This is a genomic window from Streptomyces sp. NPDC047525, from assembly GCF_040643025.1.
Lineage (GTDB): Bacteria > Actinomycetota > Actinomycetes > Streptomycetales > Streptomycetaceae > Streptomyces > Streptomyces durmitorensis.
Genome location: NZ_JBEYTL010000027.1, coordinates 43,568 through 63,245, shown reverse-complemented (window position 1 = coordinate 63,245; position 19,678 = coordinate 43,568). Strand labels below are relative to the sequence as shown.

Here is a 19,678-nt window from a genome sequence, read left to right as displayed (position 1 = left end):
CGAAGGAGCCTGTCCATGGCCCCGCCCCACCCGAGCGACCCCGCCCCGCCGGAGCGACCATCCGGCCCGGAACCCCTCGCACACCCCGAGCCCGCACACCCCGCACCCGCCTATCCCTCACCCGCGTATCCCGAGGCGACCTACCCGGAGCCCGCCTACCCCGAGCCCACGTACCCGGCCCTCATATACCCAGACACCGCAGGCCCCGGGCCCACTCCCCCCGCTCCTGCGTACCCCGAGCCCGCCTATCCGGCCCCCGCTCACCCGGCCCCCGCCTATCCGGGCTCAGACGCAACCACCGCCACACCGGCAGCCCCTGCCCCTGCCCCGGCCCCGGCCCCGCAAAGCCCCGCACCACACCCCACCACCCCGCCGCCCCCGGCCCACCCGCCGCAGACGCGCCAGGCCCCCGACGACCTCGACTATCGGCACCAAGGTGCCCGACTGCATGTGGCCGCCCATCAGCGCGGCACGGACGCCACGGCCGTGGGTCGCCTCCTCGTTCAGGTGCCCGGGTTCGTCGTGAGCTTCGTCATCGTCAGTGGCCTCTGCGCCGCCCTGTTCGGAACCGTTGGCTGGTTCGTCGTCCTCGCCTGGCTCGCGTCCGGAGCGCTGGTCTTCCACCGGCCGACCGAGCTGGCCTTCGCCCGGCACGTCCTCGGCCTGCGCCGGCCCTTGGCCGATGAGCGGATGCGGCTCGAACCGGTCTGGCGGGAGGTCACCGCTCGCGCGGGCATCGAGCCGCACACGTACGAGCTGATGGTCGAGAACAGTGGCGAGCTCAACGCGCTCGCCGCCGCCGGCCACGTCGTCGGCGTCACGACGTACTCCCTGAGGCAGTTGCCCAGCAGCAAGCTGGCCGCCGTACTCGCCCATGAGCTGGGCCATCACACCGGCGGCCACGCCTGGGCCGGTCTGCTCGGCCAGTGGTACTCGATGCCGGGGCGTGTGGTCTGGGCCCTGGCCCGTCGCATCACCCTGGTCGCGTTCTACGTGGCACGACACGTCTCGCCGGCAGCTACCGGCATTGCCCTCCTGGTCGTCGGCGTCTTTCTGCTGGCCGTGACGGCGACCCTGTGGTTCGTCGTGATCCCACTGCTCATCACCCCGTATCTGCTCGCCCACTTCGGCCGCCTCGGCGAACTCCGCGCCGACCAGCAGGCCGCGGCTCTGGGCTTCGCGCCCATGCTCGCGGAGGTCCTGCATCAGACGCAGGCCCAGGACGAAGCCGATCGCGCACGAGCGGTCACGGCCGGATACCGGGTGAAGCAGCGGGGCACGATGTCCCGCCTGCTCTCAAGCCACCCCGAGACCCACACCCGGCTGCGGGCTCTCGAGCCCTACCTGCGGACGCACCTCTGAGGCCTGCCCAGGAAACGCCGAAGGGCGCCCACCCCGCAAAACCGGGGTGAGCGCCCTTCAGGTCAACTCAAACAACTACCTGGCAACGCCTACTGGTTGTAAGGCCCGTAGTCGTAGTCCTCCAGCGGAACAGCCTGGCCGGAGCCCGTGCCGAAGGGCGAGTAGTCGATGTCGTCGTAACCGACGGCCGAGTACATCGCAGCCTTGGCTTCCTCGGTCGGCTCCACCCGGATGTTGCGGTAGCGGGACAGGCCCGTACCGGCCGGGATGAGCTTACCGATGATGACGTTCTCCTTGAGGCCGATCAGGGAGTCGGACTTGGCGTTGATCGCCGCGTCCGTCAGGACCCTGGTCGTCTCCTGGAAGGAGGCCGCGGACAGCCACGACTCCGTCGCCAGCGAGGCCTTGGTGATACCCATCAGCTGCGGACGGCCGGAGGCCGGGTGGCCGCCTTCCGTCACAACACGACGGTTCTCGGTCTCGAACTTCGAGCGCTCGACGAGCTCGCCCGGCAGCAGCTCCGCGTCGCCGGACTCGATGATCGTCACGCGGCGCAGCATCTGCCGGATGATGATCTCGATGTGCTTGTCGTGGATCGACACGCCCTGGCTGTTGTAGACCTTCTGGACTTCGCCGACCAGGTGGACCTGGACCGCGCGCTGACCGAGGATCCGCAGCACGTCGTGCGGGTTGGTGGCACCGAAGGTGAGCTTCTGGCCCACCTCGACGTGGTCACCCTCACGCACGAGGACCTTGGCACGCTTCGAGATCGGGAAGGGAGTCTCGTCGCTGCCGTCGTCCGGCGTGACGACGATCTTCTTGGTCTTCTCGGTCTCCTCGATACGGATGCGGCCAGCCGCCTCCGAGATCGGGGCGACACCCTTGGGCGTACGAGCCTCGAAGAGCTCGACGACACGGGGCAGACCCTGGGTGATGTCGTCACCGGCCACACCACCGGTGTGGAACGTACGCATCGTCAGCTGCGTGCCGGGCTCACCGATGGACTGGGCGGCGATGATGCCGACCGCCTCACCGATGTCGACCAGCTTGCCGGTGGCGAGCGAACGGCCGTAGCAGAAGGCACAGGTGCCGACCGCGGACTCACAGGTCAGGACCGAGCGGGTCTTGACCTCCTCCACGCCGTTGGCGACCAGGGCGTCGATGAGCACGTCACCGAGGTCGACGTTGGCCGGCGCGATGACCTTGCCGTCGATGACGACGTCCTCGGCCAGCATGCGGGCGTACACCGAGGTCTCGACGTTCTCCGTCTTGCGGAGCACACCGTCCTCGCCCTTGACCGCGATCTTGAGCTTCAGACCGCGCTCGGTGCCACAGTCCTCCTCGCGAATGATGACGTCCTGAGAGACGTCGACCAGACGACGGGTGAGGTAACCGGAGTCGGCGGTACGGAGAGCCGTGTCCGCAAGACCCTTACGAGCACCGTGAGTCGAGATGAAGTACTCGAGCACCGACAGGCCTTCGCGGAACGAAGCCTTAATCGGGCGCGGGATCGTCTCGTTCTTGGCGTTCGACACCAGACCACGCATACCGGCGATCTGACGCATCTGCATCATGTTTCCTCGGGCACCCGAGTCAACCATCATGAAGATGGGGTTCGTCTTGGGGAAGTTCGCGTTCATCGCCTCGGCAACCTCGTTGGTCGCCTTGGTCCAGATCGCGATGAGCTCCTGCGTGCGCTCGTCCTTGGTGATCAGACCGCGCTCGTACTGCTTCTGGACCTTCTCGTCCTGCGCCTCGTAGCCCGCGACGATCGCCTTCTTGGCCTCGGGGACCACGACGTCGGAGATGGCCACGGTGACGCCGGAACGGGTCGCCCAGTAGAAGCCCGCTGCCTTCAGGTTGTCGAGCGTCGCCGCCACGATGACCTTGGGGTAGCGCTCGGCCAGGTCGTTGACGATCTCGGAGAGCTGCTTCTTGCCCACCGAGTAGTCGACGAACGGGTAGTCCTCGGGCAGCAGCTCGTTGAAGAGCGCGCGGCCCAGGGTCGTACGCAGCCGGAAGCTGTCGCCCTGCTGGTACTCCGGCTCGCCCTCTTCGACGGCCGGCGGGGTCCAGCCGCGCGGCGGGATGGTGCCCACCGGGAAGCGGATGTCGACCTTCGCCTGGAGCGAGAGCTCCTTGGCGTCGAACGCCATGGTCGCCTCGGCGGAGGAACCGAACGAACGGCCCTCACCGATGACCTTGCGCTCTTCCTCGTCCGTCGTGAGGAAGAAGAGGCCAAGGACCATGTCCTGGGTCGGCATGGTGACGGGACGGCCGTCTGCCGGCTTCAGGATGTTGTTCGAGGACAGCATCAGGATGCGGGCCTCGGCCTGCGCCTCCGCGGAGAGCGGCAGGTGCACGGCCATCTGGTCACCGTCGAAGTCCGCGTTGAACGCGGTGCAGACGAGCGGGTGGATCTGAATGGCCTTGCCCTCGACCAGCTGCGGCTCGAAGGCCTGGATGCCGAGGCGGTGCAGCGTCGGCGCACGGTTCAGGAGAACCGGGTGCTCGGCGATGACCTCTTCCAGGACGTCGTACACGACCGTGCGGCCGCGCTCGACCATGCGCTTCGCCGACTTGATGTTCTGCGCGTGGTTCAGGTCGACCAGGCGCTTCATCACGAACGGCTTGAAGAGCTCCAGCGCCATGGCCTTGGGCAGACCACACTGGTGCAGCTTCAGCTGCGGGCCGACGACGATCACGGAACGCGCGGAGTAGTCCACACGCTTACCGAGAAGGTTCTGACGGAATCGACCCTGCTTGCCCTTGAGCATGTCGCTCAGGGACTTCAGCGGGCGGTTACCGGGACCGGTGACCGGGCGACCACGACGACCGTTGTCGAAGAGGGCGTCCACGGCCTCCTGGAGCATGCGCTTCTCGTTGTTCACGATGATCTCGGGAGCACCGAGGTCGAGAAGCCGCTTCAGGCGGTTGTTGCGGTTGATCACGCGGCGGTACAGGTCGTTCAGGTCGGAGGTCGCGAAGCGGCCACCGTCCAGCTGCACCATCGGACGCAGGTCCGGCGGGATGACCGGCACGCAGTCGAGCACCATGCCCTTGGGGCTGTTGCTGGTCTGCAGGAACGCGGAGACGACCTTGAGGCGCTTGAGCGCACGGGTCTTCTTCTGGCCCTTGCCGGTACGGATGATCTCGCGAAGCCGCTCGGCTTCCTCATCCAGGTCGAACGACTCAAGGCGCTTCTGCAGTGCAGCGGCACCCATCGAACCGTCGAAGTACGTGCCGAAGCGGTCACGCAGCTCGCGGTAGAGCAGCTCGTCACCCTCCAGGTCCTGGACCTTGAGGTTCTTGAAGCGGTTCCAGACCTCGTCGAGACGGTCGATCTCGCGCTGCGCACGGTCGCGCAGCTGCTTCATCTCACGCTCGGCACCTTCGCGCACCTTGCGGCGTACGTCGGCCTTGGCGCCCTCGGCCTCGAGCTCGGCCAGGTCGGTCTCGAGCTTCTTGGCGCGGGCCTCCAGGTCGGAGTCGCGACGGTTCTCGACCTGCTGACGCTCCACGGAGACGTGCGCCTCCAGGGAGGGCAGGTCACGCGTACGGCGCTCCTCGTCCACGAACGTGATCATGTACGCCGCGAAGTAGATGACCTTTTCGAGGTCCTTCGGGGCGAGATCAAGCAGGTAGCCGAGGCGCGACGGGACGCCCTTGAAGTACCAGATGTGCGTGACAGGGGCGGCCAGCTCAATGTGGCCCATCCGCTCACGACGCACCTTGGCGCGAGTGACCTCGACGCCGCAGCGCTCGCAGATGATGCCCTTGAAGCGGACACGCTTGTACTTACCGCAGTAGCACTCCCAGTCCCGGGTCGGACCGAAGATCTTCTCGCAGAAGAGTCCGTCCTTTTCGGGCTTGAGCGTGCGGTAGTTGATGGTCTCCGGCTTCTTGACCTCGCCGTGGGACCACTGTCGGATGTCGTCCGCGGTGGCAAGGCCGATCCGCAGCTCGTCGAAGAAGTTGACGTCGAGCACTTTGTCGTCAATCCCTCTTTCGGGGTCGAGTCTCAATCATGGTCTGAACGGGTCCGGGGAGAGCCGGCCGGACACGAGGTCCGGCCGGCCAACCCGTCAGACCTCTTCGACGCTGCTCGGCTCGCGCCGGGACAGGTCGATACCGAGCTCTTCCGCCGCGCGGAAGACGTCCTCGTCGGTGTCGCGCATCTCGATGGACATGCCGTCCGAGGACAGCACCTCCACGTTGAGGCAGAGCGACTGCATTTCCTTGATGAGCACCTTGAAGGACTCGGGAATGCCGGGCTCGGGGATGTTCTCGCCCTTGACGATGGCCTCGTAGACCTTCACGCGGCCGGTCACGTCGTCGGACTTGATCGTCAGCAGCTCCTGGAGGGCGTAAGCGGCGCCATAAGCCTCAAGCGCCCACACCTCCATCTCACCGAAGCGCTGGCCACCGAACTGAGCCTTACCACCCAGCGGCTGCTGGGTGATCATGGAGTACGGACCGGTCGAACGAGCGTGGAGCTTGTCGTCGACCAGGTGGTGCAGCTTGAGGATGTACATGTACCCGATCGAGATCGGGTCCGGGAACGGCTCGCCCGAGCGTCCGTCGAACAGCCGCGCCTTGCCGGACGGCAGGACCATGCGGTCGCCGTCGCGGTTCGGGACGGTGTGCTCGAGGAGGCCGGTCAGCTCGTCCTCGCGGGCGCCGTCGAAGACCGGAGTCGCGACGTTCGTCCGCGGGGCGACCTGGTCGGCGCCGATGCGCTGCAGGCTCTGCGCCCACTCCTCGCTGAGACCGGAGACGTCCCAGCCCTGGCTGGCGAGCCAGCCGAGGTGGATCTCCAGGACCTGACCCGGGTTCATTCGGGACGGGACACCCAGCGGGTTGAGGATGATGTCGACCGGCGTGCCGTCCTCAAGGAAGGGCATGTCCTCGATCGGAAGGATCTTGGAGATGACGCCCTTGTTGCCGTGACGACCGGCGAGCTTGTCACCGTCCGTGATCTTGCGCTTCTGCGCCACGTAGACACGAACCAGCTGGTTCACGCCCGGCGGCAGCTCGTCGCCCTCTTCACGGTCGAAGACGCGGACGCCGATGACCTTGCCGATCTCACCGTGCGGCACCTTCAGCGAGGTGTCGCGCACCTCGCGCGCCTTCTCACCGAAGATCGCGCGGAGCAGACGCTCCTCGGGGGTCAGCTCGGTCTCACCCTTGGGCGTGACCTTGCCGACGAGGATGTCGCCGGCGACGACCTCGGCACCGATACGGATGATGCCGCGCTCGTCGAGGTCGGCGAGGACCTCTTCGGAGACGTTCGGGATGTCCCGGGTGATCTCCTCCGGACCCAGCTTCGTGTCACGGGCGTCGACCTCGTGCTCCTCGATGTGGATCGAGGAGAGGACGTCGTCCTGCACGAGGCGCTGCGACAGGATGATCGCGTCCTCGTAGTTGTGACCTTCCCAAGGCATGAACGCCACGAGCAGGTTCTTGCCGAGGGCCATCTCGCCCTCTTCGGTCGCGGGACCGTCGGCCAGGACCTGGCCCTCGATCACGCGGGCGCCCTCGTCGACGACAACCTTCTGGTTGACCGAGGTGCCCTGGTTCGACCGGGAGAACTTGGCGATGCGGTACGTGGTGTACGTGCCGTCGTCGTTCGTGACCGTGACGTAGTCCGCGGAGACCTCCTGGACCACACCCGCCTTCTCGGCCTTGATCACGTCACCGGCGTCGACCGCACAGCGGTACTCCATGCCGGTGCCGACGAGGGGAGCCTCGGCGGTGATCAGCGGCACGGCCTGACGCATCATGTTCGCGCCCATGAGGGCACGGTTGGCGTCGTCGTGCTCGAGGAACGGGATCATCGCGGTCGCGACCGACACCATCTGGCGCGGCGAGACGTCCATGTAGTCGACGTCGTCGCCGGGGATGTAGTCGATCTCGCCGCCACGACGGCGGACCAGGACGCGCGACTCGGTGAAGCGCATGTCCTCGCCGAGCACGGCGTTGGCCTGGGCGATCACGAAGCGGTCTTCTTCATCGGCCGTGAGGTAGTCGACGTCGTCGGTGACGACGCCCTCGACGACCTTGCGGTACGGCGTCTCGACGAAGCCGAACGCGTTGACGCGGCCGTACGAGGCGAGCGAACCGATCAGACCAATGTTGGGGCCTTCAGGCGTCTCAATGGGGCACATGCGGCCGTAGTGAGACGGGTGCACGTCACGGACCTCGAAGCCGGCCCGCTCACGGGAGAGACCACCCGGGCCAAGCGCCGACAGACGGCGCTTGTGGGTGAGACCCGACAGCGGGTTGTTCTGGTCCATGAACTGCGACAGCTGGCTGGTGCCGAAGAACTCCTTGATGGAGGCGACGACCGGCCGGATGTTGATCAGGGTCTGCGGCGTGATCGCCTCGACGTCCTGGGTCGTCATGCGCTCACGCACGACGCGCTCCATACGAGCCAGACCCGTGCGGACCTGGTTCTGGATGAGCTCGCCGACGTTGCGCAGACGACGGTTGCCGAAGTGGTCGATGTCGTCGGTCTCGACGACGATCGACGTACCGCTGTCGCCAACGGTCTCGGTCTCACCGGCGTGCAGCTTCACCAGGTACTTGATCGAGGCGATGATGTCCTCGACCGTGAGGATGCCCGCGTCGAGCGGAGCGTCCGCACCCAGCTTCTTGTTGACCTTGTAGCGGCCGACCTTCGCGAGGTCGTAGCGCTTGGGGTTGAAGTAGAGGTTCTCAAGCAGCGTCTGAGCAGCCTCGCGCGTCGGCGGCTCGCCCGGACGGAGCTTGCGGTAGATGTCGAGCAGCGCGTCGTCCTGGCCCTGGGTGTGGTCCTTCTCCAGGGTGGCGCGCATGGACTCGTACTCGCCGAACTCTTCAAGGATCTGCTCGGTCGTCCAACCGAGAGCCTTGAGCAGAACGGTGACCGACTGCTTGCGCTTGCGGTCGATGCGCACACCGACCATGTCGCGCTTGTCGATCTCCATCTCCAGCCAGGCACCCCGGGACGGGATGATCTTGGCGGAGAAGATGTCCTTGTCGGACGTCTTGTCGATCGAGGAATCGAAGTAGACACCCGGCGAACGGACCAGCTGCGACACGACGACACGCTCGGTGCCGTTGATGACGAAGGTGCCCTTGTTCGTCATGAGCGGGAAATCGCCCATGAAGACCGTCTGGGACTTGATCTCGCCGGTCTCGTTGTTGGTGAACTCAGCGGTGACGAAGAGCGGGGCGGCGAACGTGAAGTCGCGCTCCTTGCACTCGTCGATGGAGTTCTTCGGAGGCTCAAAACGGTGGTCGCGGAACGTCAAGGACATCGACCCGGAGAAGTCCTCGATCGGAGAGATCTCCTCGAAGATCTCCTCCAGACCGGACTTGGTGGGGACGTCCTGTCCACTGTCGAGAGCCGCCTCGACACGAGCCTTCCACGCTTCATTGCCGAGCAGCCAGTCAAAGCTCTCGGTCTGCAGCGCAAGAAGGTTCGGAACCTCGAGGGGCTCCCTGATCTTTGCAAAGGAGATGCGCAGCGGGGCGGTGCTGGCGCCGTTGTTCGTATTCGCGGTCGAGGCAGTGCGCGAGGCGGCCAAGAGGGGGTCCTTCCGAGGGCTCGGACTCACTACGCGCGTACCGGTCCCAGGCTGGACACAGAGACAGAAATCCCCGGTCAGGGAAGTTTCGTTCCACAGTGCTCAAGCATGGGCATGCCCCTGGTGACGGGCAGGAGGCAGCTAACAGGCAGCGCAAAGGGTCAGTGTAGCCACTAGGCCCACTGATGTCCAGTGCGGGTTTTTGAAGACCCTCGTTGTTCTCAACCCCTGCTGCAAGCCACGCCCTCGATGCACATCGATACTGCCCTCTTCGCCGTCGATCCATGCCTCGGATGCGGATCGATGTGACGACGCGTCCTGAGAATTGCGCGCTGCGTGCGGTTCGTCAAGGCCCCCCTGCCCCGACTTGGCTCTCAGAGGTCGCCGTCACGGCTGTTCCGAGGCACAACGAAGATCACCATACTCGTCGCGGCGGGCTGCGCAAGGCAGCCGTCGGGGTGCGTTGGAGAACGCCGAAGGGCGACCACCCAGATGGGTGATCGCCCTTGGCAGGCGTCGCGTGAACGACGCTCAAAAGGAGTCAGACGACTCGCGAGGTTACTTGACCTCGACCGAGGCGCCGGCAGCCTTGAGGGACTCGGCAGCCTTCTCGGCGGCCTCCTTGGCGACCTTCTCGAGGACCGGCTTCGGGGTGCCGTCGACGAGGTCCTTGGCCTCCTTGAGACCCAGCGAGGTCAGCTCACGCACGACCTTGATGACCTGGATCTTCTTCTCGCCGGCGCCGGTGAGGATGACGTCGAACTCGTCCTGCTCCTCGACGGCCTCGGCGACGGCGCCCGGGCCGGCCGGGGCAGCGGCGACCGCGGCGGCGGCGGTGACGTCGAACTTCTCCTCGAAGGCCTTCACGAACTCGGAGAGCTCGATGAGGGTGAGCTCCTCGAACTGAGCAAGCAGGTCTTCCTGGCTGAGCTTCGCCATGATGGGCGATCCTTCCACTAATTCGGCTGGTGCCGGGTGTACATGAAGGCGGGCGTACGTTGGGCCCGCTGCGACCGTCGCCCTATCGGACGTCGATCAATGCGCGAGCCGAATTACTCGGCACCGCCCTGCTCGGCCTTCTTGGCACGAAGCGCCTCCGCGGTGCGGACGAACTTCGACGGCAGAGCCTGGAAGAGCTGCGCAGTCTGCGTCTGCTTGCCCTTCATGGCACCGGCCAGCTTGGCGAGCAGAACCTCGCGGGACTCGAGGTCCGCGAGCTTCTTGATCTCATCGGCGGACAGCGCCTTACCGTCAAGGACACCGCCCTTGATGATGAGGTTCGGGTTGTCCTTGGCGAAGTCACGAAGACCCTTCGCCGACACCACCGGGTCACCGGTGACGAAGGCAACAGCGGTCGGACCCGAGAACAGGTCGTCCAGCTGGTTGATCCCGGCCTCATTGGCCGCGATCTTGGTCAGCGTGTTCTTCACCACGGCGTACTCGGAGTTCTCACCGAGGGAGCGGCGCAGCTGCTTGAGCTGGGCCACGGTGAGACCCCGGTACTCGGTCAGCACGGCGGCGTTCGAGCTGCGGAACTTGTCCGTGAGCTCGGCTACCGCGGCAGCCTTGTCGGGCGTCGGCATAGAGCGTCGGCCTCCTTCCGGGTGATGAGGACCGCTCAAAAGGGGCTGACAAAACAAAACGCCCCGGCGCAGGCGCCGGGGCATGAGCTCGACCTGACGGAATTCCGTCCGGGAGCACTCACTTCCACAGTCACCTACGCGGGTCGTCCGCAGTTTCAGCGGATCCTTCGGCCACCGCATCCTCTTGCGAGCACACGGCAACGACCAGCGGTCTTTGGCTTCTGGGGAAGAGTACGCGAACGGGTTCGCGTCAAGCAAATCGGGTCAGATACCGCTGTCCGCGCCAGCACCGGCACCGGCACCGGCACCGGCACCGCTCTTCTCGAGCTCCTTGAACATGTCCATCAGGTCGAAGGTCTTACCCGCGGGCGGTGCGGTCACCTTGGCAGCGGCGCCGTACTCGGAGAACTTCTGGGACGTCTTCACCGTGCCCTCGGGGGACTTGATGTCGATGTCCATACGGACGGGGTAGTCGTCCTCGTTGACCCAGACCTCGGTGTCGTACCCCTTGATGCCCGACTTCTCGATGTTCTTGAACAGCTCCTCGCGCTCGCTCTTGCCGAGCACCTCGTCGAGGCCCTTGTTCGACTCCATCATTTCCTTGACGGAGAGGCGGCCCTTGTAGCGCTGAGTCTGAACGCCGTCGACCTTGGCCGGACCGGCGTGCTTCAGGTTCGGCGAGTCGAGGAGCATCGCGAGCTGCTGCGCCGGGTCCTGGTTCATGCTGTCCAGGCCGCCGGTCATCTGCTTGGCGAGCTTCTCGTCACCGGCCTGCTCGGCGATGGAGTTCAGGTCCATCTTGACCCACTGCTTGCCGTCCATGTCCTTGGCGGCGGCCGCCCCCATGTCCATGTACATGACATTGTCGAGCCAGAGCATCCGGATCTTCTCCGGAGCCTCGGGGTCGCCCTCGGTGAGCGCCGAGCCCGTCATCGTCATATCCATGACGGTCGGGTCCCAGCCCATGACGCCGGACATCTTCATCTCGCCGGCGTCGGCACCCATCGACTTCGGCGCCGTCATCGTCATCTCGACCTTGGCCGACTTGGCCTTCGCGGTCTTCTCGTACGCCGCCGTGATGACCTCGGTCACCTGCGACCGGGACTGGGTCTCCCCCGAGCCCGCCCCCTTGGCCTTCTTGCCGTCGTCCGAGCCTCCACAAGCCACCGCACCCGTACACAGCAGCGCGGTGGCGAGCACGGCGCCCGCAGCTCTCTTCACAGTCATGACCCCACCCCTAGGAACACATGATCGACACAATTCGGTCCGGCGAGAATACCTGACGTCCGAGGTCAGGCCTGCGGCTGCTGGTTCATGAGGTCCTTGAAGCTCATGGTGTCCCCGGCCGGCGGCTTCTCGGCGGAGACCGGGGTGCCGTAGTCGCTGTAGTAGACCGTCTGGGAGAAGGAGCCGGTCTTCATGTCGGCCTTCTCGGTCTTCTTGACCAGCAGGTCGTCGCCGTTGACCCAGATGTCGATCTTCTCGGTGCTCATGCCGGCCTGCTTGAACTGCTTCTTCAGCTCGTCCATCTGCTCGGCGTCGAGGTCCGTGTTCTTGCCGGTGAGGTCCGCGACGTCGACGGTCCCCGAGTAGTGGGTCGCCTTCGTGCCACGGACGCTCTCCTCGCCCACGCGCTTCACGTCGCCGGACGCGAGGAGCATCTTCACCGAGGAGTTGGGCGTGGTGTTCTGCATCTGGTCCTTGAAGGCCTCGCCCGCGGCGCCGCCCATCTCGGCCAGCGTGGCGTAGTCGTACTCGATCCAGTGCTTGCCGCCGGACTGGGACGCGAACTTGTCGCCCATGTTCGCGTAGTACGCGTCGGGCAGATAGCGGTAGTCGATCGTGGACTGGCCGAGCTGTTCCATCTGCTGGGCCGCGGTGCCGCCGGTGAGGGTCGCCGTCACCTCGCCGGTCACGCCGTCCTTCCAGCCCATGACGCCCTTCATGTCCATCGACATCTGGGCGCCCATGACCGTCTTGCCCTCGACCTTGGCCGAGTCGGCGTTGTCGGTCTTGTTCTCGATGGTGCGCAGGGCGGCTATCGGGCTGAGGGCCACAGAGCCCTTGTCCTTGCCCTTCCCGACGCCGTCGCCTCCTCCGGAGCCGCCGGAGGAGCCACAGGCCGCGACCCCGGACAGCGCGGCGGCCACCGCGATCGAAAGGCCCGCGCGTCGCATGGTCGTGCTGTTCATGACATCCCACCCCTTGCACTCGTGTGAATCCTGCACGCTAGCGCAGTCCCCCGACAGCTCTGACGGACATGCACGAATACGAGGACGGGCCCCGCACCTCGAAAGGTTGCGGGGCCCGTCATCACAAACGCGTACGCGACGCGACTGCCGTCAGATTCAGACGGCGGCCGGGTCCTCCTCGACGAGGAGGTTGCGGGTGCGGTTGCTGTCCAGCGGAATGCCGGGGCCCATCGTGGTGGCCAGCGCGGCCTTCTTGATGTAGCGACCCTTGGCGGCCGACGGCTTCAGACGAAGGATCTCGTCCAGCGCGGCGGCGTAGTTCTCCACCAGCTTGGTGTCGTCGAAGGACACCTTGCCGATGATGAAGTGCAGGTTCGAGTGCTTGTCGACGCGGAACTCGATCTTGCCGCCCTTGATGTCGTTGACAGCCTTCACGACATCGGGGGTCACGGTGCCGGTCTTCGGGTTCGGCATCAGACCACGCGGACCGAGCACGCGGCCGAGGCGGCCGACCTTGCCCATGAGGTCCGGGGTGGCGACGACGGCGTCGAAGTCCAGGCGGCCCTTCGCGACCTCGTCGATCAGCTCGTCGGCGCCGACGATGTCGGCCCCAGCGGCTTCCGCGGCCGCAGCACGGTCACCGGTCGCGAAGACCAGGACCCGGGCGGTCTTGCCGGTGCCGTGCGGGAGGTTCACGGTGCCACGGACCATCTGGTCGGCCTTGCGCGGGTCGACACCCAGGCGGAAGGCGACCTCGACGGTGCCGTCGAACTTGGTCGAGGAGGTCTCCTTGGCGAGACGGACGGCCTCGAGCGGGGCGTAGAGCTTGTCCCGGTCGATCTTGGCGTCCGCAGCGCGGAGAGTCTTGCTGCGCTTCACTTCTGCTCCTGTGGTTTCAGGTGTGGAGTCGTGGTGCGGACCAGCGCTTGGCCCTACCACTGAGAAAGGTCAGACGGGGAAAGCTCTTAGCCCTCGACCGTGATGCCCATGGAACGGGCGGTGCCGGCGATGATCTTCGACGCGGCGTCCAGGTCGTTGGCGTTGAGGTCTTCCATCTTGGTGGTGGCGATCTCGCGGACCTGCGCCTCGGTAATCTTGGCGACCTTGGTCTTGTGCGGCTCGCCGGAGCCCTTCTCGACACCCGCGGCCTTGAGGATCATCTTGGCGGCCGGCGGAGTCTTGGTCACGAAGGTGAAGGAGCGGTCTTCGTAGACCGTGATCTCCACCGGGATGACCCAGCCACGCTGCGACTCGGTCGCGGCGTTGTAGGCCTTGCAGAACTCCATGATGTTGACGCCGTGCTGGCCCAGCGCGGGGCCGACCGGCGGGGCCGGGTTGGCTGCGCCGGCCTGGATCTGGAGCTTGATAAGCCCCGTGACCTTCTTCTTCTTGGGAGGCATTGCTCTCTCCGGGTCCTAGTGAGAGTTTCCAGCCACCATCCAGTCATCCGGATGGAGGCATACCGCACCACGATAACGGGTATAGTCGCGCGGCCAAAAACCGAGCAGGTCAGACAGGCTTTGAGAGCCCGTCTGACCTGGTCGGAGGCGTATGTTCCAGAGGAAGCCGCGGAGGCTAGTTCTTCTGGATCTGGTCGAAGCTGAGCTCGACCGGGGTCTCGCGGCCGAAGATCTCGACGAGACCCTTGACCTTCTTCGAGTCTGCGTTGATCTCGTTGATCGTCGCCTGCAGCGTCGCGAACGGGCCGTCGGTGACGGTGACCGAGTCGCCCACCTCGAAGTCCAGGACCTGGACCTCGACCTTGCGGGACGGAGCCGGCTTGCCCTCGGCCTCGGCGGCCTCGCGGGCTGCCTTCTCCTCGGCCTCGGGGGCGAGCATCTTGACGATCTCGTCCAGGGTCAGCGGGTACGGGTCGTAGGCGTTGCCCACGAAGCCGGTGACGCCGGGGGTGTTGCGGACGACGCCCCAGGACTCGTTCGTCAGGTCCATGCGCACCAGGACGTATCCGGGGAGCTTGTTCTGACGGACCGTCTTGCGCTCGCCGTTCTTGATCTGCGCGACCTCTTCCTGCGGCACCTCGGCCTGGAAGATGAAGTCCTCGACGTTCAGCGAGACGGCACGCTGCTCGAGGTTGGTCTTCACGCGGTTCTCGTAACCGGCGTACGTGTGGATGACGTACCACTCGCCGGGGAGGGTGCGGAGCTCTTCGCGCAGCGCCACGATCGGGTCGACCGGCTCGGCCTCCTCCTCGTCCTCGGCGGACTCAGCGGCCTCGTCGGACTCGACGGCCTCAGCCTCGGCGTCCTCGTCGGACTCCGCGTCGGCGACGGCTTCGGCATCCTCGTCGGACTCGACGACAGCCTCGGCCTCGCCCTCGACGTGCAGAGCGGCCTCTTCGGCGGGCTCACCGGCGACGGCGTCGGCAGCCTCGGCCTGGTCCGGGTCCTCGGCGTCCGACGCCTCGACGATGTCGAGCTGGTCCTCCACGGACTCCGCCGACTCGATGGCGTCGTTCAGGTTCGGGTCAGACACGGTGGCTGCTTCTTCCTGGATACAGAGGGGTGGAACGCGCGAAACGGGCGCCGGGTACGGCGCCCTTCGCTCTCGGCTCAGCCATCGGCTCAGCCGAAGACGTACTTGACGGCCTGGTTGAACCCATAGTCAATCACGGTCACAAGGCCGATCATGATGACGACGAAGACAATCACCACGGTGGTGTACGTCGTGAGCTGACTGCGAGTCGGCCAGACGACCTTGCGGAGTTCCGCGACGATCTGGCGGTAGAAGAGCGCGAGACGGCCGAAGGGGCCCTTCTTGCCGCGCTTGCCGCCCTTGCGGGCCTTCTTCTTGGACTCCGGCGCCTCGTCCTGGGCATCAGGCATGTCGATGGAGCCCACGGCGTCCGTCACTCGTCCTCACCTGATTCCGGGTCGTGGCCGTGCCGCGCCCGGTATGAGCCGCACGGCGGTGCAATGCAGTACGTACATGCGCACACATCCGAGAGGAGTGTGTAGCAGGGCCGGAGGGACTTGAACCCCCAACCGCTGGTTTTGGAGACCAGTGCTCTACCAATTGAGCTACGACCCTTTGATTTCCCCCAACCTACCGCATCCGCCCGGGTGCACAGAGTGCGATGAGAGGGTGCGGCCGGTGAGGGCCAACGAGCAGTGAGTGTACGTGCTTCGCGGCCCTCCGTCGAACAGAATCGGCTCCGGCGGTGCCCGGCAAACACCGAAACCCCTGTGCCGGGGGCGTTTCGGGTCTGGAACGATGGGGCGATGAGCGCTTCCACTTCTCCCACCGAGCGCCGGGTCTCCGCCCGCATCGGCGCGATCTCCGAGTCCGCGACCCTCGCCGTCGACGCCAAGGCGAAGGCCCTCAAGGCCGCCGGGCGGCCGGTGATCGGTTTCGGCGCGGGTGAGCCCGACTTCCCGACGCCCGACTACATCGTCGAAGCCGCCATCGAGGCCTGCAGGAACCCGAAGTACCACCGCTACACCCCGGCCGGCGGGCTCCCCGAGCTCAAGGCCGCGATCGCCGCGAAGACGCTGCGCGACTCGGGCTACGAGGTCGACGCCTCGCAGGTCCTGGTGACCAACGGCGGCAAGCAGGCGATCTACCAGGCGTTCGCCGCGATCCTCGACCCGGGCGACGAGGTCATCGTCCCGGCTCCCTACTGGACGACGTACCCGGAGTCGATCCGTCTCGCGGGCGGCGTGCCGGTCGAGGTTGTCGCCGACGAGACCACGGGCTACCGCGTCTCGGTGGAGCAGCTGGAGGCCGCGCGCACGGAGCGCACGAAGGTCGTCCTCTTCGTGTCGCCGTCCAACCCGACGGGTGCCGTCTACAGCGAGGCCGACGCCGAGGCAATCGGCCGCTGGGCCGTCGAGCACGGCCTGTGGGTGCTGACGGACGAGATCTACGAACACCTCGTCTACGGAGACGCGAAGTTCACCTCGCTCCCCGCAATCCTGCCCGAGCTGCGCGACAAGTGCATCGTGGTCAACGGCGTGGCCAAGACGTACGCGATGACCGGCTGGCGCGTGGGGTGGATCGTGGGCCCCAGGGACGTGGTGAAGGCCGCGACGAACCTCCAGTCGCACGCCACGTCGAACGTCTCCAACGTCGCGCAGGTCGCGGCCATCGCGGCCGTGTCCGGCGACCTGACCGCCGTCGACAAGATGCGCGAGGCCTTCGACCGGCGCCGCAAGACCATCGTGCGGATGCTGAACGACATCGACGGCGTGCTCTGCCCCGAGCCGGAGGGCGCCTTCTACGCGTACCCGTCGGTGAAGGGCCTGATCGGCAAGGAGATCCGCGGCAAGCGCCCGCAGGACTCCGTGGAGCTCGCCGCGCTGATCCTGGAGGAGGCCGAGGTCGCGGTCGTTCCGGGCGAGGCCTTCGGGACGCCGGGTTACCTGCGTCTTTCGTACGCCCTGGGTGACGAGGACCTCGTCGAGGGCGTCTCGCGGCTCCAGAAGCTCCTGGCCGAGGCCCGGGACTGACGTCTCGAGCGAGTTTCCGCGCTCCACGCGCGCGTGCGGGCCGTCTCCCTTCTCCGGGGAGGCGGCCCGTTTCTTCGTTCGGGGATGTGCACGAAGGGGAAAGTGGCTACCGGGAGGCCATGTACGTGCGGCAAGATCCTTGAATGGAGCGTGTACGGGACGTAAGAGAGCTGCCGAAGGCCCATCTGCATCTGCACTTCACCGGGTCGATGCGGCCCACGACCCTGCTGGAACTCGCCGACAAGTACGGGGTGCGGCTGCCCCCGGCTCTGACCGGCGGCGAGCCTCCGCAGCTGCGGGCGACCGATGAGCGCGGGTGGTTCCGCTTCCAGCGGCTCTACGACATGGCGCGGTCCTGCCTGCGGGAGCCGGAGGACATCCAGCGCCTGGTGCGGGAGGCCGCCGAGGAGGATCTGCGGGACGGGTCGGGGTGGCTGGAGATCCAGGTCGACCCGACGTCGTACGCACCGCGGCTCGGCGGGCTCATCCCGGCCCTGGAAATCATCCTGGACGCCGTCGAGAGCGCCTCGCGGGACACCGGCCTCGGAATGCGCGTGCTCGTCGCCGCGAACCGCATGAAGCACCCTCTGGACGCCCGCACGCTGGCCCGGCTCGCCGTGCGCTACGCCGATCGCGGCATCGTCGGCTTCGGGCTCTCCAACGACGAACGCCGGGGCTTCGCACGGGACTTCGACCGGGCCTTCGCGATCGCGCGGGACGGCGGCCTGCTCGCGGCCCCGCACGGCGGCGAGCTCAGCGGGCCCGCTTCGGTGCGGGACTGCCTCGACGACCTGCACGCGGGGCGGATCGGGCACGGGGTGCGGGCGGCCGAGGACCCCCGGCTCCTGAAGCGGCTCGCCGAGCGGGGCGTGACCTGCGAGGTGTGCCCGGCGTCCAACGTGGCGCTGGGCGTCTACGAGAAGCCCGAGGACGTGCCGCTGCGCACCTTGTACGACGCCGGGGTGCCGATGGCTCTGGGGGCCGACGACCCGCTGCTCTTCGGGTCACGGCTCGCCGCGCAGTACGAGATCGCGCGCAAGCACCACGCCTTCGACGACGGCGACCTGGCCGAGCTGGCCCGGCAGTCGGTGCGCGGCTCGGCCGCCCCGGTCGACATACAGGCGAAGCTGCTGTCGGGGATCGAGGAGTGGCTCAGCGGCTGATGCCCGCGAGGAGGGTGCGGGCGAGGGCCGCGGCGAACTCCTCGACGGGCTGCGGGGGCTGCTTGCCGACCTTGGAGTCGTAGGCGAAGGCGCGCTGCGCACAGGCGCCCAGGAGGAGCGAGGCGGCCGCGAAGGTGTCGGCTCCGGGGGCGATGCGGCCGGCGTCGCGTTCGGTGCGGAGGTAGGCGTCGAGGGCCTCGATGGGCATGTGCGGGCCCGTGCCCATCTCCTGCATGGAGTCTTCGTGGCGGCGCTTGAGCTTGGTCTCGGCGTACAGGGACGCGGCGATCGGGAAGCTCTGGGCGTAGAAGTGGCTGGCCAGGCGGGCGATCTCGGCGAGGTTCTCCTCCACGGAGCGCTCCCCCGGGTCCTCGGCGAGGCGGCGCAGGAGCGGGCCGAGGCGCGGCAGCCGCTCCTGGAGGACGGCCACGAACAGCTCCTCCTTGCTCGCGAAGTGCTTGTAGAGCGCCGCTTCGGAGCAGCCCGCCGCCTTGGCGATCTCCTTGGTGGTGGCACGGGCGAGGCCGATGGTGCGCATGAGGTCGTGGGCCGCGTCGAGGATGCGGGCCCGGGTGGGCTTCTGCTGCATGTGCTGTCCAACCAACCTTGACGAATGGGTGAGTGAATACTCACTCTAAGGGTGAGTGAATACTTACCCACCTGGGGAGGGTGCGCAATGAAGCTCACAGTGTTCGGTGCGACCGGCGGTGTCGGCGGGGAGATCGTCCGGCAGGCGCTCACGGCGGGCCACGAGGTCACGGCCGTCGTGCGCGACCCCGCACGGCTGGGCGCGACGGGAGAGGCCTTGGAGGTGGTCCGGGCCGATCTGACCGACCCGGAGTCCCTGCGCGCCGCGGTGACCGGACGGGACGCGGTCCTGTCGGGGCTCGGTGCGCGCAAGAAGGCGGACGCGGGGATCGCGGCCGCGCTCACGCGCTCGGTGGTGCACGCGATGGAGGCCGAGGGGGTGCGCAGGCTGGTGGTGGTGAGCGCGGCGCCGGTCGGCCCTCCGGCCGAGCGTCAGCCGGCGGTCGACCGGATCACGGTGGCCCTGGTCAGCAAGATCCTGAAGCCCGTGTACGACGACCTGCGGGCCATGGAGGCCGGCCTTGCGGGCAGCGCGACGGACTGGACGTCCGTGCGCCCGCCGAGGCTGCAGGACAAGCCGGTGACGGGCGTCTACCGCAAGGTCGTCGGGGGCACGCCGGCCAGCGGCCGGTTCATCGGGAGGGCCGATGTGGCGCACGCGATGCTGTCGGTGATCGACGACCTGTCGACGGTGAAGCAGGGCGTGGGCGTCGCCTACTAGTCGCCTGCCAGAGGTCGCGTACTGGCCAGAGT

General features: G+C 66.9%; 15 protein-coding genes and 1 tRNA gene. 4 read left to right on the top strand and 12 right to left on the bottom strand.

The features are described from left to right. Positions 1 to 15: 15 nt before the first annotated feature. Positions 16 to 1,362 carry a M48 family metalloprotease gene (locus ABZ833_RS42545; protein ID WP_361058786.1) on the top strand — a complete coding sequence of 449 codons (1,347 nt, stop codon included), beginning with the start codon at positions 16 to 18 and terminating at the stop codon, positions 1,360 to 1,362. A gap of 89 nt (positions 1,363 to 1,451) precedes the next feature. Here ABZ833_RS42545 and ABZ833_RS42540 read toward each other — a convergent pair whose 3' ends face one another. The 11 genes from ABZ833_RS42540 to ABZ833_RS42490 form a co-directional block, all read right to left on the bottom strand. Beyond that, on the bottom strand, positions 1,452 to 5,351 hold the full coding sequence (locus ABZ833_RS42540) for a DNA-directed RNA polymerase subunit beta' (RefSeq protein WP_361058784.1): 3,900 nt from the start codon (positions 5,349 to 5,351) through the stop codon (positions 1,452 to 1,454). A gap of 96 nt (positions 5,352 to 5,447) precedes the next feature. After that, a complete protein-coding gene (rpoB, locus tag ABZ833_RS42535) occupies positions 5,448 to 8,933 on the bottom strand; it encodes a DNA-directed RNA polymerase subunit beta (protein ID WP_249588337.1) in 3,486 nt (1,161 codons plus the stop codon). A 558-nt stretch (positions 8,934 to 9,491) separates the two neighbouring features. Then, complete coding sequence (gene rplL, locus ABZ833_RS42530; RefSeq protein WP_249588338.1) at positions 9,492 to 9,872, bottom strand: 50S ribosomal protein L7/L12; 381 nt, start codon at positions 9,870 to 9,872, stop codon at positions 9,492 to 9,494. A 113-nt stretch (positions 9,873 to 9,985) separates the two neighbouring features. Next, positions 9,986 to 10,516: a 50S ribosomal protein L10 gene (gene rplJ, locus ABZ833_RS42525; RefSeq protein ID WP_361058782.1), complete on the bottom strand. Its 531-nt coding sequence runs from the start codon at positions 10,514 to 10,516 to the stop codon at positions 9,986 to 9,988. Between the two features lie 264 nt (positions 10,517 to 10,780). Then, the gene (locus tag ABZ833_RS42520; RefSeq protein WP_361058780.1) at positions 10,781 to 11,743 is read right to left on the bottom strand and encodes a hypothetical protein; all 963 of its coding nucleotides are present in this window, start codon (positions 11,741 to 11,743) and stop codon (positions 10,781 to 10,783) included. 65 nt (positions 11,744 to 11,808) lie between these two features. Then, on the bottom strand, positions 11,809 to 12,708 hold the full coding sequence (locus ABZ833_RS42515; protein WP_361058778.1) for a hypothetical protein: 900 nt from the start codon (positions 12,706 to 12,708) through the stop codon (positions 11,809 to 11,811). 156 nt (positions 12,709 to 12,864) lie between these two features. After that, positions 12,865 to 13,587 (bottom strand): 50S ribosomal protein L1, encoded by a 723-nt coding sequence (gene rplA, locus ABZ833_RS42510; RefSeq protein WP_249588342.1) that lies wholly within the window; start codon positions 13,585 to 13,587, stop codon positions 12,865 to 12,867. A gap of 86 nt (positions 13,588 to 13,673) precedes the next feature. Next, positions 13,674 to 14,108: a 50S ribosomal protein L11 gene (rplK, locus tag ABZ833_RS42505; RefSeq protein WP_160506641.1), complete on the bottom strand. Its 435-nt coding sequence runs from the start codon at positions 14,106 to 14,108 to the stop codon at positions 13,674 to 13,676. 175 nt (positions 14,109 to 14,283) lie between these two features. Next, positions 14,284 to 15,201, bottom strand: a complete 918-nt coding sequence (gene nusG / locus ABZ833_RS42500; protein ID WP_361058776.1) for a transcription termination/antitermination protein NusG — start codon at positions 15,199 to 15,201, stop codon at positions 14,284 to 14,286. A gap of 89 nt (positions 15,202 to 15,290) precedes the next feature. Then, positions 15,291 to 15,578 carry a preprotein translocase subunit SecE gene (gene secE, locus ABZ833_RS42495; protein WP_190084400.1) on the bottom strand — a complete coding sequence of 96 codons (288 nt, stop codon included), beginning with the start codon at positions 15,576 to 15,578 and terminating at the stop codon, positions 15,291 to 15,293. Between the two features lie 105 nt (positions 15,579 to 15,683). Next, a tRNA-Trp gene (locus ABZ833_RS42490) sits at positions 15,684 to 15,756 on the bottom strand. A gap of 191 nt (positions 15,757 to 15,947) precedes the next feature. Between ABZ833_RS42490 and ABZ833_RS42485 the strand changes: the two genes are divergently transcribed. Further along, positions 15,948 to 17,174: a pyridoxal phosphate-dependent aminotransferase gene (locus ABZ833_RS42485; RefSeq protein WP_361058774.1), complete on the top strand. Its 1,227-nt coding sequence runs from the start codon at positions 15,948 to 15,950 to the stop codon at positions 17,172 to 17,174. Between the two features lie 143 nt (positions 17,175 to 17,317). Further along, positions 17,318 to 18,337, top strand: coding sequence for an adenosine deaminase (locus ABZ833_RS42480; protein ID WP_361058772.1), 1,020 nt, complete (start codon positions 17,318 to 17,320; stop codon positions 18,335 to 18,337). On the opposite strand, the gene ABZ833_RS42475 is transcribed toward ABZ833_RS42480, so the two are convergent. Next, complete coding sequence (locus tag ABZ833_RS42475) at positions 18,327 to 18,926, bottom strand: TetR/AcrR family transcriptional regulator (protein WP_361058770.1); 600 nt, start codon at positions 18,924 to 18,926, stop codon at positions 18,327 to 18,329. The genes ABZ833_RS42480 and ABZ833_RS42475 overlap by 11 nt on opposite strands. 87 nt (positions 18,927 to 19,013) lie before the next feature. Between ABZ833_RS42475 and ABZ833_RS42470 the strand changes: the two genes are divergently transcribed. After that, positions 19,014 to 19,646, top strand: coding sequence for an NAD(P)H-binding protein (locus ABZ833_RS42470; protein WP_361058768.1), 633 nt, complete (start codon positions 19,014 to 19,016; stop codon positions 19,644 to 19,646). Positions 19,647 to 19,678: the final 32 nt, after the last annotated feature.